The following is an 18,946-nucleotide window of genomic DNA, read 5'->3' as shown; positions in this document are numbered from 1 at the left end:
AAGATGAATAAAAATACTATGAGTTACAAAACGTAAAACTGCGCACCAAAAAATGATGCACAGTTCAGTTATACAGAATGGAATAGGATAAATTACCCTATAAAACACTATTATAATTCTATTTCCACTACAGGTCTGTTAATGTTGTAGTATTTAAATTCAAGCATGCACTGTCGTCTTGACCAGTAACCGCAACTTGCGTGAGGCAATCTTGAACGGTAGTATACTCAACATTCTGGGAGTAAGAATTATCAAATTCCTGATTAGTAACAAGTTCCTGATTAGGAAAATATCTGTCAAAGCTTTCAGAAACAGCAGGCATTAAGTCAGATACCATTAAATGAACTATATTAAACAATATTGAAACAATATCATTTAGTTGTTTGTTATTACGATTACCATGCTCTTTTGTTATTTCAGATGCTATTCCGGGATTACTACAATATGCAGTAACAATTGCATCACCATTAACTTCTTCTACTTGCTCCGCATTAACTGACATATTATTAAACTGTTCTATGTATTCATCTCTTACATTTATACCGAATAGAGAATTAGAAACCTTAGCAAACAACAATTTCATACGAAAATACTGAGTATCGGTATTTTCAATAAGATTATTAGTAATACTCTTAAGAATACTCTTACTATCAGTATTAAAACCAGCACATAATATCTTCAACCATTCATCGGTATTATTATACAAAACGCTTTTACCTAATTCACTATCATTTATGAGAGATTTCGATTCATTAACAAAATGATATAATGTACTGAATTTGGTAAAGTCTTCAGCAAGAATATTCTTTAGAGATTTACTCAAAATAAATAATTTTAATAAATCACTTACTATATGATACCCATGAGTAAGATCACCTTCAACAAATTGCATCTTAGTCAAGATTTGTACACTATTACCAGATAAAATCTCAAGTGTTTTAAAACAAAATCTTTTAACGTTTTCTCTAAAATCATCCAAATCTTCTTTAATATTATCTAGAGAAACCTGCGAATCTTTAATAAACGCTGCATATAATTCCTGTAATATTTTACTGTTTTCATTAGAACTGATATGAAGGAGTTGCTCAGTCATCCCTTCCAAAATGGATTGATTCCAAGTAACTTGTGAGTTTATGATATCAGAAGGCTTATATATAAAATCTTTAAAAAATTCACTCAAACTGGAAATAAAAAAAACAGTTCGCAAAGCTGCTTGATAACAATGAAATTGAGCGTCAAAATAATATTTCATTGGAGAAATTGAAGGGTCAGGCAAAGTTTTCTCCTTTATGTTGGTCATTCTTTTAATATTTTCAAAGTTTATGTAATCGTAATTAAAACACTGACCACCTTGATTATCATTTACAAAACAATCATTATGGATATCCATCTGGTCACCATAAAATTGCTTCAAAATGAACATCATCATTGCTTTATATTGATTAACAAATTTTTTTTCAGTAATCCCTTTCTTTGACAGATTCTGGGTTGGTGTCACTGTAGTCAATTTATTGAAACATTGCCTAAGAATATCCAAAGGATAGGAATATACTTCTTTATACAAAGCAAAGTATGATTTCTCAGAAATCATAGTAAACTTAGTACTTAAAAATTCTTCATCCTGCAATGGCAGTACGTGCAAGAATAAGAAATCTAATAATGAAGATAGTCTAAAACCTGAAGCAACTCTGTTATCCCCTATAGCACTTTCTACAGAGTTTAATGCTACTACATCTGATGTATTAAACGCCCGATTTTCTATATTACGAAATAATTCTTTAATAGTAGATATCATATCAAAAGTTACATTGAATGGCTTAACATAATCAACTACTCTAGCAAGTACTTCCCCAATTGGAAACAGTTCTTCAGATAATGAGTTTATAGAATAACTCTTGTTAGTATTCTTTAATACTTTGGCATAATCAATGTTAGAAATAATACCATATCTCAGAACATGTGAATTAAAGCTAAAAATATTTTCTTGCATAGCGTCCTGATACCTGTCCGCGGTATACTTTAATCTCAAATACATATCCTCCATTATTTTTTCATATTCAATAAATCTGTTTTTGGCTTCTTGATTAATATTGGCATTTTGCGTTATACAACGGGCTATTTCACTTACTAAAGTTTGCAAATTTGAAGTAGAAAACGATATATCAACTTGAGCTTCAGATACTTCAGCATTTTGAGGACTTTTAGGTATGTCACTAAACACACGTATATGATTAGCACACCTCATAACATTCCCTAGATCTGCTAAATTCACTATGTATTGAACGTTTGATGATTTTAAAGCCTCTGTTAAGGATGCAATTACCCTCTGGTATGCATTTTCGATATTATCATTACTGCTAACCACTTTAATTGATCGATCTACTTCATCTATCAAAAAACTTACAGCTTGATTTTTTAAGTTATGTATAATAGAAGAGTAATTACTACTTGCTACAAAGGATATACTATTAGTACTATCAATCACATTTATCCTATCTAAAACAGCCAACCTGTCGTTAGTTTCAGTATTTGCAAGAACCAACCCTGCTCTTGCAGTATTTCTAACAACCAACTCTCTGCTGCTTGATGTAGTACTACTTGAGCTTTGTCCATTTACAGTATTTCTATTATTTCCCATAACACACCTTTATTGCATTAATATTAATAAATATTAATTTAATATATCATAATAATATATTAAAATCTAGTAATAAAACTGCAATAGTATGTTTGAAAGCAGTATACCAATTTAATTAGAAAATACTTGTTATCAACATATATTACTCTATAATAAGCAACACTGGAGTTAACTGCTGACTCTAAGCGCATTTGTTTTAATCACATAAGTGAAATAGTTACTGTATTAGAAAAAAAATAAAATTCAGCAGATACAGATTCTTAAGTATTACAAATTTATCTAAGTAAGACGTTAATTGATGCTTCTATCTTTAGTATAATCGAGCTAAAATCAATAAAATATATGTATAAACCAGTAGAAATAAGATATCTACCATTAATACTCGCAATATCATTAATTCCTCCCTGTGTTGAAGTAGATATTTCTGTCCCAAGCTTTGCTGTAATGTCCGAGTATTTTAATACGTCTGATAAAATGATTCAAATGACCATGTCATTAGATTTTTTAGGATTTTTCATATCTAGCATATTTATTGGCCCTATTTCTGAATCATTCGGTAGAAGAAAGATTATGATAATTGGTAATATCATAATGCTGTTAGGAGCACTAGGCTGTGTATTTGCTGAATCTATTACAGTATTATTGATATCTAGGTTTATAGAGGGGTGTGGTTCTAGTACATCAACAATAATAACATTCGCAATAATAGCGGATATATATTCAGGTAGAAAATCTACACATATAATAAGTCAGATCAACTCATTAGTACATGTGTTTACCGCAATAGCACCTATAATAGGAGGTATCATTAATGAATTTATTGGTTGGAGAGGCAATTATTCATTTATAGCTATTATATCATTCATCTCGTGCATAATACTTTTGATTGCACTACCAGAAACCAAAAATATATATAAAAGATTTTCAATTCAAGAAATGCTAAATGACTATAAATTATTATTCCTAAATAAAAAATTCATATCTACATCCCTAATAATGTCTATGTATTTTTCGTCATATCTGACTTTCATATCTTGTGCAACATTTCTATATACTACCACATTTAAACTTTCTACAATACACTATACCATTCACCAAGCTGTAATAATACTTGCATTTTCTTTAGTAAGTATATATGTAAACACTGTAGTAAATTACTTTGGAGAAAAAAAAACAGTAATTTATTCTACAATACTAACAGTAGTGTCATGTCTTGCAATGTTATATTTAGGCATAATTGATATACAACAAGCATCCTTCATCACGGCAGCTATGGTAGCGTTTTCTGCTGCTGATGCAATTATATACCCAATTCTTTTAACTAAAACCTTAGAGATTGCTCCTAGTATCAAGGGTACAATATCGTCATCCCTATTCACGCTACGAGCTCTAGTTTCTGCTATATTTGTTATAATCACTGGATACTTATACAATGGTACCATGTTAACGATTGCATTAGTGATATCATTAGAGGTTTCAATAATTACATTTTTTATATTGATTACCTTAAAAATCATTTTATTTGAGGATAAGAAATAGTATAATTCTCAGAAGTCTAAGAACATAATAGATATTGGTTATTTAATGAAAAAGCAAATTGTTTACTCAAAATTTTTATCTCGTATATTGGCAGTATCTATAGATCTATTAATTTGCAATATGATAACGCTAGTGCTAATGAAGGCTTTTGCTATAAATTACGAACCAAAAATTACTGAATATATAAATAAGAAATATTCACATGATACTAACAAACATCATATGTTAGAAAACATGTTATCGAACATTGATATAACACATATAGTACGTGAAACTTTATTCAATATTATGTTAAATATGTCAATATTTATGCTTTACTCTGGATTGTTTTTGATGTATTTCAGTACTACTCTTGGAAAATTGCTTTTTAATATGAAGATATTGGATGCTAAGAACTATAAAAACACTACTAAAGTTCAATGTATGAAGAGGATAGTAATGTATCCTCTATTTTTGATCAATATATTTGTAATGCTTTATGATAAAAAAACACAAGGGCTACATGATAAATTTGCTAACACAATAGTTGTACAAAGATAAATTTCTTAAATAAGCAAATAGTATAATATTGTTTATTCATATAATCCGTCTCACAAGAGTTTAATTAAGTAATGTTGGATATATTCTATACTGTTCTACCGATATTTTTGATAGCATTTTTAGGAAGTGTTATAAAGAGAAACTGGTTAAAATCTGATGAGTTTTGGCGAGGTCTTGAAAAGTTATCTTTTTACCTTGTTTTTCCTATGGTTCTTTTTGAAAATATTCTGAAATTATCTATATGCCCTTCAGAAATAACAAAATTAATCATATCACTGATGATATCTGTACTAATAATTGCTGCAATACTTATGTTACACAGGTATAAAACTGGTTACGATAAAATACAATTCAGCTCAGTATTTCAAGGATGTGTCAGATATAATAATTATATTCTATTCGGTTTAGGCACAGCATTATTAGGAGATGAAGGTTTAGCTATTATATCTATAATAGCTCCATATATGGTAGTATTCGTTAATATTTCTGCCATTATTATGTTTAATTTTTATACTATGAATAGTCACATAAATAAGAGACAGCAATTATTAGTAATAATACGATCTATCATTACCAATCCTATGATTGTATCCAGTTTAATAGCTGTATTATTCTTGTATTTTGAAATTGAAATAAATATTGGGATCAAAAAAACTATAACACATATAACAAATTCTGCATTGACAATTAGTATGATGGTAATAGGAGCAAGCCTAAAATTTAAAATTAATAAAAAATATTATAAGCAAGTAATATGTACATCATTAACAAAATTATGCTTGTTACCCATCATTACGTATATTACTATGAAGCTGATGTCTGTGAATGGTATAGTGAATCTAGTAGGATTGCTGTTCAGTTGCATGCCGTGCTCTAGTTCTGCTGTCATTTTATCTAGACAATTAAATGGAGATGTAGAAACTATGTCATCCACTATAACATTTTCTACCATATTTTCTATTTTCTCATTATCAATCTTACTATATTTATTCAGGTAATTACATAATGCAAAACCTAAATAAAAGTAATTCTTTTTACATTACTACTCCTATATTTTACGTGAATGATAAACCGCATATAGGACATTTATACAGTTGTATAATTGCAGATGTAATAGCTAGATTGATGAGGATGCAAAATAAAGAAGTATTGTTTTTAACAGGGACAGATGAACACGGACAAAAAATTCTAAAATCTGCTACTGAATCAGGGAAAAAGACTTATGATTTTGTTACAGAAAATTCAGAATTTTTTAAGAAATTAACCAAGGATTTTGATATAACAAATACAGATTTTATCAGAACAACAGAAGAAAGACATAAAAATACTGTCCAATCTCTTTGGAAGAAACTTTTAGATAACGGAGATATATATCTCGGAAAATATAAAGGATGGTACTCCCTAAGAGATGAATCTTTTTATAACGTAACAGAATTGGATAATAATGGATTGGCTCCTACAGGATCAACAGTAGAATGGTTAGAAGAAACTAGTTATTTCTTTGCATTATCTAAATGGCAAGATGCATTAATTAAGTTTTACGACAGTAATCCAGATTTTATTAAACCTAAACAATACATGAATGAAGTAAAAAATTTTGTTAAATCCGGGTTAAATGATTTATCAATTTCTAGACTAAAACTAAAGTGGGGTATAAAGGTCCCTAATGATATCAGTCACGTCATATACGTGTGGCTAGACGCACTTACAAACTATATATCTGCTTTAAACTATGGTACAGAAGATGCATCATTATTCTATAAATATTGGCCAGCAAATTTACATATAATAGGAAAAGATATACTAAAATTTCATGCTATCTACTGGCCAGCATTTCTTATGTCTGCTAAAATAGCACTGCCTAAAACAATATTTTCTCATGGTTGGTGGACAAATGAGGGGCAAAAGATTTCTAAATCTTTAGGTAACGTCATTGATCCATGTGAATTGTTAGAAAATTTTGGTATAGATTTAGTTAGGTATTTCATGATAAGAGGGATTTCTTTAGGTAATGATGGAGATTATTCTAAAAATAAAATACTCTTAATGAATAATACAGAATTAGTTAACAAGATAGGAAATTTAATTCATAGAACATGCGTATTTGCATATAATAATTGTAATCAAGCTATACCAGAAATTCTAGAATATAGTATTACAGAGATATATAACAAAGAATTACTAACACAAGTAGGTAAATATTTATCGAATTTGGAAGAACTAATTACAAATTATAAAGTAGATACCATATTAGAGTATATACTAGGAATTGTTGAACTTGGTAATAAATTTATAGATAATAAAGAGCCTTGGAAATTAAAAAAACATAATAAGATTTCAGATATGAATTTGGTGATTTATCAATTGTTAGAATTAATTAGATGTGTATGTATAGTGATGCAAGCGTTTACTCCAAAATTTGCAGAAGTAATATTGAATCAGATATCAGTCCCAAAAAATGAACGCAAAATACAACATCTAAATTACAAATTTGCACTGAAATATAATACAAAAATTTCTGAGCCTCAGATTATTTTTCAACGGCTATAAACTCAACTTGGTAATATAAAAAGAAGATTCGTGTTGATAATTCAGTGCGGAAATAACTTTGTTATTAACATTGCTTCTCTATAAAAAATAGAAACATATGATTCATATCTTAACAGCTAACCAGCATATTTTATTGTTAAATAATAGAATAATTGATGGATGAATTTAAAACTTCTAAATTAAGAGCTGCAGTAAACTGCATAACATGAGCAAACAAACTGATAACAATTTTTAAAATTCATGTTACAGAATATAGATTCTATATCTTTATCATTCTTCATATTAAAGTAAAATTAAATCTTATATATTATGCATATTATCACTGATATACAACAAGCGCTAGATGATGATTTACAAAAAATCCATACTGCTATGTTGAATAGTTATAATCTGAAAGAAGAGTTAATCAAATCCATAGGAGAACACATAATAAATTCAGGAGGTAAAAAAATAAGATCTATCCTACATATACTTACATCTAAAATGTTTAACTATGAAGGATCAGATCATATACTAATAGCAGCAGCTATTGAATCAATGCACATAGCAACTCTACTACATGATGATGTAATAGACGAAGGTACTGTAAGGAGATTCTTGCCTTCAGCAAATATAATCTGGGGGAACAATGCTAGCATATTAGTAGGAGACTTTTTATTAAGCCAATCATTCAATTTTTTGGTTTCAACTAAATCAATAAAAATATTATCTTTATTAGCAGAAACTTCTTCTATTATCATAAGGGGTGAAGTACAACAATTGGCAAAGCTACAACTAAAAGAAATGTTAGATAAAGATGATTACTATAAGATTATTCAGTCAAAAACTGCTCAATTATTTAGTGCTGCTTGCGAAACTGGATCCATTATTACAAAACAATCAGAAAAACACCATGATATTATGAAAACCTATGGCCTATTACTAGGGATGATTTTTCAAATTACAGATGATATATTGGACTATTGCGGTGAAAGCTCAGATATTGGTAAAAATATAGGACAAGATTTCAAAGAAGGAAAAATAACATTACCAATAATTACACTATATCAAATTGCTAAACCTAATGACAAAAAAACATTGTTAGAAATAATGTTAGAAGGTAATAAATCAGAGGTTGATTTGCGATGGGTTCAAGAAAAATTATATACCCTGAAAATTAAAGAAACAATTCATAATAAATTAACTCTTATGAAGAATCAGGCAAAGTCTGGTATCAATAAATTAAATATCAATGATGATAATATATATAAACAATACTTATTACAAATTGTAGACTACATCACTGATAGAATCTACTAAACATAAAACACCCAATAATTATACTTTAGTGAGTCTAGCCCATATTGTATTCTTAGCTATATAAAACACTAAAGTAGAGATCATCAAATACAAAACCACCTTTAACCCTAAAGATTTACGATGTTCCATTTCAGGCTCAGCAGCCCACTGGAGAAAAATAGTTACATCACGCGCCATCTGTTCTACTGTTGCATTTGTACCATCAATAAATTTCACCTGATCATCCATTAATGGCTCTGGCATTGCTATTTGTGATCCTTCAAAATAAGGGTTATAAGATAATCCTTCACTCAATATATAATCTTTTGGAGGTTCAAGATACCCAGTCAATAATGAGAACAAATAATTTGCTCCATCGGGTCTAGATTTTACAATGAGTGACAAATCCGGAGGCAATGCGCCATTATTAGCCATTTTTGCTGCCTCAGCATTCGGGAATGGTGGTACTATTCTATCAGATGGTAAGGCACTTCTTTCAAACATTTCTCCTGTATCATTAGGGCCATCAATAATTTTATAAGACTTACTTAATGCTGATATTTCATTTTCAGTAAAACCTATATCTTTTAAGTTACGATAATATAAATAATCTAATCCATGACACACAGAACAAACCTCAAAATACACCTGAGCTCCCCTTTGGGCAGATTGCCTATCAACACTACCTAAAACACCTTCAAAAGGCCAAACCACTCTTTTATTTGGTAACATTTTACTATCACCACTATTACCGAAACTATTGTTAGCACTACAAATTACTAGTAAAATCACTACAAAATTAAAAAAAACTCTATTGCACACAACATAAAATCCAATTATTTTATAATAAAAACACAAATTAAATATATCTTACTCAAATAAATGTTCTATATTTTTCTCACTATAAGAAACAATAGGTAATATTATTAAGAAATGAAAAAAATAATACGCAGAAGCCAACCTACTAATAAGTATATAAGGTTCCTCTGCTGGCATGCCTCCAATATACCCTAAAATCAAACAATCTAATAAAAAAAACCAAAACATCCACCTATATATTGGCCTATTACTAGTAGTTCTGATTTTTGATTTATCAATCCAAGGCAGAAAAAATAAAACTACTATACTACCAAACATAGCGATAACACCTCCTAATTTTGAGGGTATAGCTCTTAATATTGCATAGAACGGTAAAAAATACCATTCAGGCACTATATGTAAAGGAGTCACCATCGGATTAGCAGGTATATAATTATCTGGATGCCCCATTAAATTAGGTTGATAAAACACAAAATATGCAAATATCAGAAGATATACACCAAAACCAAAAAGATCCTTCACAGTGTAATAAGGATGAAATGGTATCATATCTTTATCATCTAGTTTTTTACCGGTAGGATTATTAGAACCATGTGTATGCAACGCCCATATATGTAGTAATACTAAAAACACTAAAATAAAAGGCAGTAAATAATGTAAAGCAAAAAATCTATTTAGTGTAGGATTATCAACAGCAAACCCTCCCCAAAGCCAAGATACTATACTTTCACCTATTATAGGAATAGCAGAAAACAAGTTAGTGATGACAGTTGCCCCCCAATAACTCATTTGCCCCCAAGGTAAAACATACCCCATAAATGCGGTTGCCATCATAGTAAGAAAAATAATTAATCCTATATGCCATAATAATTCTCTAGGAGCTTTGTAAGAACCATAATAAAGCCCCCTAAGTATGTGCAAATAAGTAGCAGTAAAAAACATTGAGGAACCAACTGCATGTGTATAACGTATTAACCAGCCATAATTAACATCTCTCATAATTTTTTCAACGCTCAAAAACGCATGATCAACGTGAGGAGTATAATGCATAGCTAACAATATCCCTGTAATAATCTGTATCACCAAACCAAGACCAGCAATAGAACCTAAATTCCACATATAATGCAAATTCCTGGGAGTTTTATAGTGAGTGAAATGCTCTAAAAATGAGAAAATAGGCAAGCGATAATTGATCCATGCAATAATTGAGTTATTAGCCTTTTTATTAGTTACTGCACTAGATTCTCTTAATCCCATATTTGCAAGATTATTATTTTTATGATCATCAGCCATTTTAACCAATTCTAACTTTATTATCATTAATAAAATTATACGGAGGTACTATTAAATTTTTAGGTGCAGGACCTTTTCTTATTCTACCAGAGCTATCATAGTGTGAACCGTGGCAAGGGCAAAACCATCCTCCCATATAATCCCCCTTATTTGCTACAGGTATACACCCTAAATGGGTACATATACCTATTACAATCAACCATTGACTATGGCCTTCTTTTACCCTATTGCTATCATATTCCGGATCAATCAACTTATCTAACCTAGATATCTCTGCCTCATGAATTTCAGATTTTTTTCTATGCTTAATAAATACTGGTTTGCCTTGCCATTTCACCGTTAAACTCTCTCCGGCAAGGATACTAGATAAATCTACTTCTATTTCTGATATTGCTAATATATCTGCAGCAGGATTCATAGAATCCACTAAAGGCCAAATAGTACAAAGAGCCCCTATAGCGACCATGCCAGTAGCTGTTAATACAATAAAATCTCTTCTATCTAACTCCATATACAATAATTATTTTAAAAATAAATCAGAATTAATAATTGATTCAGTTTGAATAAGGATCATTTGAAAGCTCATTTTCTTGTTTTTCTAACAATTTGTTAATTGATTCAGCAGATATTGCCTTATTTATTAAAGAATTAAGTTCTTTTTCTGAATCTGATTCCACATATACAGCTGGGTTATCTAGACAATAAAAAAAATCATTCAAATTCTTAATTTTAGGAGTGCAATAACGCGCAACCGATTTCGCATAACTGGTAACAGAGTATAATTTACCAAAAATATCACCTAATATCCCTGTTGTCTCTAACCCCTTAAAAACCCAAAACACTACAACAACTGCTGTTACCACTACTACGATATACCATTTGGCAAATATACCAAATACAAAAGACACCATAGGATTTTTAAAAATCTTAGCTATGAATGATATAATATAACTTATTATGGACACGATCAAACTATATTGCAGACACTTAAATAATTAACCTACCTTCACACACTGGATATTACCATATTTCTCTAACTTAGCACATATAATTATAGTAAACACAAGTTAATTTTATAATGTTATATGTTATAAATATTTTTTATTAAATAACTAGAACCAACTAATGCTATTGGTATAGTAATCATACTACTACTAATAATAAGTAATAGATAACTTAACTTATCACTATCTATTAGTATGCCTGATAAGATCATATTTGGTATTAAAATAGGGATAATAACAAGTGAAACATAATTTTTTCTACCAGAAAAATAACATTCAATTGAACTGGATAGTAAAAATAGAGAAATAGTTACAAAAATCAATAATACTGATATTACATATAAAATAAGGACCTTATATAAAGTAAAAGAAAAAACCAAATAAAAAAACAACATATATATAAAAAAAGCAACAATATTATATAAAGATAATACAATATACTTAGATATAACTATCTCTATAGGGGTAAAATGAACCATTAATAACTCTAAGCAACCATCAAGAAACTCAGTTTTTAACATATTTTGTAAATTAAGAAACAGCATCGGAATAAACAGTATAAATAATGCAGTGATCAATTCCTCTAACCTATCAGGAGTAATTATCAAAACCGATGCTACAGAATTGAATAATAAAAATATTCCTAAATATATCGGAGTATTATAGACACGATATTGTAATTTAAGATCATGTCTGATCAATACAAATATACTAGGCATACTACTAGGCACACTACTAGGCACACTACTAGGCACGATACCCACCAGAAAAAATAGTATTTAACACAAAACCTAATACACTTCCATGTTTCAGATATTCTACTTCTATTTCAGTATAAATTTGTAATACCACAGGTAACTGTAAAAGTTTTTTATTATTATGACTAATTACACATAATGCTTCATGATAAGGTTTAATATTGGAATTTAGGTTCATAATACTAATATCTTCTTCACCTAATAATTTTAGATCTTGCCATTTTACATTATCCTTAAACTGTATTGGCAACACCCCCATCCCTATGAGATTTGATCTATGGATCCTTTCAAAACTCTCTGCCACTACTGCTCTCACTCCAAGTAATTTAGTACCTTTAGCAGCCCAATCCCTAGAAGAACCTGTACCGTATTCTTTACCAGCAAAAATTATCAGATCTATATTGCGCGACTTATAATCCATCGCAGCATCATATATTGAGGTAATCTCTTTAGTAAAATGATTAACCGTCATACCTCCATCAATATTTTTGCATAATTGATTTTTAATTCTCAAATTTGCAAACGTACCACGTACCATAACATGATGGTTTCCTCTACGGGAACCGTAAGAGTTAAAAGCCTTAGCATCTATATTATGGTTTAATAAATAATCTGAAGCAGGAGTACCCGGGCTAATAGTACCAGCTGGAGATATGTGATCTGTGGTTACAGAATCTCCAAATAATGCTAAAATTTTTGCTTGATTTATATCACATAACTGTGATGTGCTACTTGCAGAATCAAAATACGGAGGGTTAGCAATGTAATTACTGGATATATCCCATGGATATAGAGAACTGCGTTGTACAGTTGCATTATTCCAACAATCATCACCATCAAATATCTTATCATATTTAGTTTTAAACATAGAACTAGTGATATATTTTGCTATATATAAATCAATATCTCCTTTATCTGGCCACAAATCACTTAAAAATACGTTATGCCCTTCTTCTGTCATTGCAATGGGCTCATCTAATAAATTAATAATTTTGCCAGCTAAAGCATAAATCACCACTAGTGGAGGAGACATCAAGTAATTAGCACGTACTAAAGGATGTATCCTACCTTCAAAATTTCTATTTCCTGATAATACTGATGCTACTACTAACTGCTGTTCAGTAATCAACTTGCTAATTGAAGAATTCAGAGGGCCTGAATTACCTATACAAGTGGTACATCCGTAGCCTACTAAATTAAACCCTAATAAATCTAAAAATTTATTTAATCCTGACTTAGATAAATAATCGGTAACAACTCTTGAACCTGGTGCAAATGATGTCTTGACCCAAGGCTTAGTTGTTAAACCAAGCGATACAGCTTTTTTAGCTACTAATCCTGCAGCGATCATTGCAGCGGGGTTAGAAGTATTAGTACAACTAGTGATAGCTGCTATAACAACACTACCATCTGATATAGAATGATCATCATTTTCAATTTTACATTCAATATTTTGTAAATTATTAGATTGTTTTGTGATTTGTGTTAAAAAAGCATCGAAATTTTGCTTGATATTATTTAAAGGCACTAGATCCTGAGGCCTAGTAGGGCCTGCTGCTACTATATCAACATTTGATAAATCTATTTCTATTATATCAGTATAAAGAGCTTCCACACTGTCTGATAACCAAAGATTTTGTAACTTAGAATATTCTACTACAATCTCTATATCAACTTTATCTCTGGCAGTAGAATCTAGATACTGAATTGTTTCCTGATCTATTGGGAAAAAACCACAGGTTGCTCCATATTCAGGGGACATGTTTGAAATAGTTGCCCTATCCGCAGCTGTTAATGTACCAACTCCGGGGCCAAAAAATTCTACAAATTTCCCTACTACTTTATAATTTCTTAATATATTGGTGATGCTCAACACCAAATCTGTAGCTATTACGTGCTGTTGTAACTTCCCTATTAGTTTAACTCCCAATACTTCTGGCAATACCATAGGCAATGGCTGGCCGAGCATAACTGCCTCTGCTTCAATACCTCCTACACCCCAGCCGAGAACAGAGAGCCCATTTACCATCGTAGTATGGCTATCTGTACCTACCAATGTATCGGGATATAAGGTTTTTTTATCATCATTATCTACCCAAATAGTTTTAGCCAAATATTCAAGATTGACTTGATGACATATCCCTGCACCAGGAGGAACTACTCTAAAATTTTTAAAATTCTTTTGTCCCCACCTTAGAAATTCGTATCTTTCGCTATTACGTTTGAATTCATTTTGGGTATTAATATCAAATGACTTTATACTAGCATAAGAATCCACCTGAACAGAGTGGTCAATAACTAAATCTACTGGTACTACAGGATTTATTATATCAGGATCCCCACCTAATTTTTGCATAGCTTCCCTCATAGATGCCAAATCTACAATAGCAGGTACTCCTGTAAAATCCTGCATTAGTACCCTGATAGGCCTATACTCTATTTCTTGATTAGAAGATCGATTTTTGATCCAATCTCTAAAAACATGAAGCCGAGAAATATCTGTGCTATTCCTGACAATATTCTCAAATAAAACTCTAAAAGAATAAGGTAATTTTAAAATACTGAAACCTGCATCTGAAGCGGCTTGATTAATATCATAAATCACATAATCCTTTCCAGATATTTGAATATTTTTTTTATATTTATTACTACAAAATTTATCCATAATTAAAATGATATTTCTATTATACTACATGAAGATACCCATAACTGAGCAATATTACTAATAAATAATAACATATAAGTAAAGTTATATTTAAGATTTCAGATATTATTTCTTATATACCAACCAATGACTGTACAAAATCTCTTATTACAAAAGATTTCAGGTCAGTATATAATTCACCCATAGTAATAAAATACACTGGTAGTCCGAAGTTATACATAATTCCAATAACAGAACCTGCTTTAGCTGTCCCATCTAACTTTGTAATGATTAAACCCCCAATATTTATACAATCATTAAATATACGTGCTTGAATAACTGAATTTTGTCCTATACTACTATCTATCACCAACAGCGATTGAAATTCAATATTATCATCAAATTTTTTGGCTATACGCCCTATCTTAGATAATTCATCCATTAAACTAGTGTTATTATGCAATCTACCAGCGGTATCTAAAAACAGTATATCTGTAGAATCAAGTATAGACTGGGATATAGCAAAATGTGATATAGAGGCAGGATCTTTATGCTTATCTGAGGCGGTGTAGATGCCGATATTAAAGGATTCTAAAGAAATAAATAACTGCTCAACGGCAGCAGCTCTAAAAGTATCACAAGCAGCTACTGCAACTTTTTTACCTTCATTAACATATTTATGTACCATTTTTACAATACTACTGGTTTTACCACTACCATTTATTCCACATAATAAAACCACATTAAGTTTAGAATTATTCAACAGAAACTCCTTATGCTGAGGATATAAAATATCTTGAATAACATTAGATAATTGTAATTTAATAAAATTTGGATCCGACTCTGCAGGTATTTTAGATTTCTTAATTTGTTCTATTATATAAGAAGACATATCCACACCAACATCTGATAAAATCAAAATTTCCTCCAATTCTTTTAGTGTATTCTCATCAAACTTAGAGTGTCTAATAAATATTTTATCAATTTGATTCCCAATACTATTAGCTGTTTTACTAAATAGAGTTTTTAGACCAGATAAAAAATTATTCATTAAAATTCTTTGCTAAATTTTGTTCTTGGTATTTCTGTAGTAAACCACTAACAGATGAAATTTTAAAATTATCCTCTAAGATATTAGTATCTTTGAGTAATATATTATTGTTAACCATAAAATTTACTAAATTCTCTAGCATAGGATTTTTATTGAGTAATGATTTCTGTAACATGTATAGTTTATCCTGAGAATTAGTTTTATAATAGGCAATAGCCAAACTTAAAATATCTTGCTGATTTTGAAATAAGTTAGTATTAGAAATCATCTTATCGAAATCTTTTTCTGCTAAAGCAATATACTGAGATAATTTATTCGACTGAAATAGAGCAATTTTTCTTAGATTATTTGCCTCATCACCATATATGTTATGCAACATATTAAACATATCAGAATATTTTTTTAAATATAAAAAGTTATTTGCCTTCAACAAAATACGTTTTTGATGTTCACTAAACCTAATATTTTCTAAATCAGTTATATTAAGCACAGATATTGATTCCTCATACTTTCCTAATTTAGTTAATAACATAGCTAATTGATTAGCTTTTACAATTTTTTCATTACCCTTTAGCCTATATTTTATCTGATGCATTAATAAATTTGATGCCTCTGATAACAAGTCAAGCTCTATTAATTTATCTATAACATTCATTACTATTCTATCTCCTACTGAACCTATAGGGCTTAGGTCTTTAAATTCATAAAATAGCGCGATAAATTTTATGTTGTCTATTTCTTGAGTAAAACGATCAAATAAAAATATTTTTTTAAACAATTCTTTAGATTTATGATCTATCTCTGAGAGATTTTTTGTATTAAAAAACATTTTCATCACATACTGATAGGTCCTCAAAGAATTGATAAAATCACCCTGATTCTCATAATATCCTGCTAATGTAGTCAATATATCATATTCTAAATCTCCACCACGCCACGATAATTTGATACTATTAAGTAACTGAATAGCATCTTTATAATTAATAACTTCACTAATAACTTGTTGTTTTAATAAATCCAATTTTGCCTTGATAACAAAAAACTGAGATTTATCTCTTATAATAATATTCTTAAGCAATTCTTCATATTTTGATAATTTTTTTTTAATTAGTTGAGCACTCCAGTATAATACAAAATCTGTATAATAGTCAGTATTTGGTTCACGCACAGATTTTATAACATTTTCTAGAGATTTTAATTGATTATTATTAAAGTAGTAACGAGCAATGTTCGAAATCATAACCCAATACAGATCATCTGGGTATATATTAATAATGCTATAAAAACTAGCAAAATCCACTATTTTTGGACTGTGCTGATATAGTAAAATATTATTATACTCTGACCATAATTTAATTTCAGGAATATTGTTTGTATATGTACTGTCTAACAAAAAACTATATTCTAGTTTAGCCTTATCATAAATACCTACTATAGAATAATTAACTGCGGTTAAAAACCTTATATAAAAATAATATTTGTTATTTTTATCCAAATCTGATTTTAATAATAGCAATGTAGATAAAGATTCATGATATAAAGAATGCTTAAAAAAGAATATCGCAAGTAATAAATGCCTGTATAATCTTTCTTCAGAGTTTTTCGCGAAAGCTGCTGAAGCCAATAGAGATGATTTTTGGTTATTGAAATTTGATACATCTAAATTAGAGTCTAAAAATGCTAAGTTAGTAATTTTAGTATTATCAAACCCAGGAGGTAAAATATAAGATTCACCATAACTTGAAGGTGCAGGTTTAATAATAAATCCTTGATACTGTTCATCAAATATAACACTAACATCATTTCCGTCTATTACTACCCCAGATACAGATGGCAGAACCCTAAAATCCAATAAATTCAACACCTTATCAAATCTGTATTGATCCTCAGCAAATGTTATAATATTCAGTGTATCACCAACATCCGGATCTTCAAACTTCACTATGTCATAATTATATTCATGATTTTTACTTTGAACTAATAAACTATTCATATCATCAAGCTGAGTAGCGGACATAATATTTGCATTACTGACTCTTTCACTAAGGGATAAAACGATACTCAACCCACTGCCATGCTGGGATTTTTTCTTAATGAGCTCAATATATTTATAATCCTTATTAATTTCCAATCTAAATACTGCTCCTGATTCGGAGCTAACTCTAACAGAATTCTTTATGACATTGTTAGTAGGAATATTGAAATTATCTTCTTTATTTAATACTATCCACAAGTACTTATCTCTGACAAAGGCTGCAACTTTAGCATCTGAATTATTAGTAATATCCAGAGTAAATGGGCTGCTATTGTTTCCTATATTTTTAGTAATATTGCCTTTATCAATATTTTCTATATTACTAAACTGTTTCAATTTTTCTTTTAAAATAGTAAATTTTACAGCTGTAAGTCTTTCTCCATTTATCGTAGTATTATATTTTAACTTTGTAGTATCAAAATTGAATTTTATGCCGTTCATATCTGAGGTCGTAGTGATACTATAAATGTCACTAGATGCAGATAAAGAAGAATCTAACACTCCATAATTAATGACCTCACCTGCATCAGCAATAACAAGATTTTGGGAAACATTAATATCTAAATTTTTATCCTGATTCTCATGATGAATAATAAAAAAAATATCATTACCTGAAGCCTTAATTTCAACCCGAACATTAAATGCAGCATACGCATTAATGCAGAGTATAATAAGAAAAAAGAATAGACTTGTGGTTATTTTAAACATTTATCACAGGACTCATTTTTATACCAATAGTCATACCCAATAAAATCACCAACTTAAAATCTTCGACTCATTACTACAAAAATACTAAC

The 18,946-nt window shown here is 29.7% G+C and carries 14 protein-coding genes; 5 read left to right on the top strand and 9 right to left on the bottom strand.

Annotated features, from left to right (window positions below; genetic code table 11):
- Positions 1 to 127 precede the first annotated feature (127 nt).
- Entirely contained in the window at positions 128 to 2,638 is a 2,511-nt protein-coding gene (locus IHI24_RS02180; RefSeq protein WP_194966428.1) for a hypothetical protein, read from the bottom strand.
- A 342-nt stretch (positions 2,639 to 2,980) separates the two neighbouring features.
- Between IHI24_RS02180 and IHI24_RS02175 the strand changes: the two genes are divergently transcribed.
- From IHI24_RS02175 to IHI24_RS02155, 5 genes are all read left to right on the top strand, one after another.
- The gene (locus tag IHI24_RS02175) at positions 2,981 to 4,177 is read left to right on the top strand and encodes an MFS transporter (RefSeq protein ID WP_194966427.1); all 1,197 of its coding nucleotides are present in this window, start codon (positions 2,981 to 2,983) and stop codon (positions 4,175 to 4,177) included.
- A gap of 45 nt (positions 4,178 to 4,222) precedes the next feature.
- Positions 4,223 to 4,717, top strand: coding sequence for an RDD family protein (locus tag IHI24_RS02170; RefSeq protein WP_194966426.1), 495 nt, complete (start codon positions 4,223 to 4,225; stop codon positions 4,715 to 4,717).
- Between the two features lie 71 nt (positions 4,718 to 4,788).
- Entirely contained in the window at positions 4,789 to 5,715 is a 927-nt protein-coding gene (locus IHI24_RS02165; protein WP_194966425.1) for an AEC family transporter, read from the top strand.
- A 7-nt stretch (positions 5,716 to 5,722) separates the two neighbouring features.
- A complete protein-coding gene (metG, locus tag IHI24_RS02160; RefSeq protein WP_194966424.1) occupies positions 5,723 to 7,267 on the top strand; it encodes a methionine--tRNA ligase in 1,545 nt (514 codons plus the stop codon).
- 309 nt (positions 7,268 to 7,576) lie between these two features.
- Positions 7,577 to 8,566, top strand: coding sequence for a polyprenyl synthetase family protein (locus tag IHI24_RS02155; RefSeq protein WP_194966423.1), 990 nt, complete (start codon positions 7,577 to 7,579; stop codon positions 8,564 to 8,566).
- An 18-nt stretch (positions 8,567 to 8,584) separates the two neighbouring features.
- Here the strand turns inward: IHI24_RS02155 and IHI24_RS02150 are convergent, their stop codons facing one another.
- The 8 genes from IHI24_RS02150 to IHI24_RS02115 form a co-directional block, all read right to left on the bottom strand.
- Positions 8,585 to 9,367: a cytochrome c1 gene (locus IHI24_RS02150; protein WP_407690721.1), complete on the bottom strand. Its 783-nt coding sequence runs from the start codon at positions 9,365 to 9,367 to the stop codon at positions 8,585 to 8,587.
- A 48-nt stretch (positions 9,368 to 9,415) separates the two neighbouring features.
- Entirely contained in the window at positions 9,416 to 10,621 is a 1,206-nt protein-coding gene (locus tag IHI24_RS02145; protein WP_194966467.1) for a cytochrome b, read from the bottom strand.
- Positions 10,622 to 10,658: 37 nt separating this feature from the next.
- On the bottom strand, positions 10,659 to 11,168 hold the full coding sequence (gene petA, locus IHI24_RS02140) for a ubiquinol-cytochrome c reductase iron-sulfur subunit (protein ID WP_194966422.1): 510 nt from the start codon (positions 11,166 to 11,168) through the stop codon (positions 10,659 to 10,661).
- 43 nt (positions 11,169 to 11,211) lie between these two features.
- Positions 11,212 to 11,622: a DUF2670 domain-containing protein gene (locus IHI24_RS02135; RefSeq protein ID WP_194966421.1), complete on the bottom strand. Its 411-nt coding sequence runs from the start codon at positions 11,620 to 11,622 to the stop codon at positions 11,212 to 11,214.
- A 116-nt stretch (positions 11,623 to 11,738) separates the two neighbouring features.
- The gene (locus IHI24_RS02130) at positions 11,739 to 12,416 is read right to left on the bottom strand and encodes a hypothetical protein (RefSeq protein WP_194966420.1); all 678 of its coding nucleotides are present in this window, start codon (positions 12,414 to 12,416) and stop codon (positions 11,739 to 11,741) included.
- Entirely contained in the window at positions 12,409 to 15,084 is a 2,676-nt protein-coding gene (acnA, locus tag IHI24_RS02125) for an aconitate hydratase AcnA (RefSeq protein WP_194966419.1), read from the bottom strand. Before acnA ends, IHI24_RS02130 begins: the two co-directional genes overlap by 8 nt.
- Before the next feature lie 112 nt (positions 15,085 to 15,196).
- Positions 15,197 to 16,114, bottom strand: a complete 918-nt coding sequence (ftsY, locus tag IHI24_RS02120; RefSeq protein WP_194966418.1) for a signal recognition particle-docking protein FtsY — start codon at positions 16,112 to 16,114, stop codon at positions 15,197 to 15,199.
- The gene (locus tag IHI24_RS02115; protein WP_194966417.1) at positions 16,107 to 18,857 is read right to left on the bottom strand and encodes a hypothetical protein; all 2,751 of its coding nucleotides are present in this window, start codon (positions 18,855 to 18,857) and stop codon (positions 16,107 to 16,109) included. The genes ftsY and IHI24_RS02115 overlap by 8 nt, the downstream gene beginning before the upstream one ends.
- Positions 18,858 to 18,946: the final 89 nt, after the last annotated feature.

The sequence above is a fragment of the Rickettsia endosymbiont of Cardiosporidium cionae genome (genome assembly GCF_015476335.1).
Lineage (GTDB): Bacteria > Pseudomonadota > Alphaproteobacteria > Rickettsiales > Rickettsiaceae > JADHZC01.
This window is presented reverse-complemented; position numbering and strand designations above follow the sequence as displayed.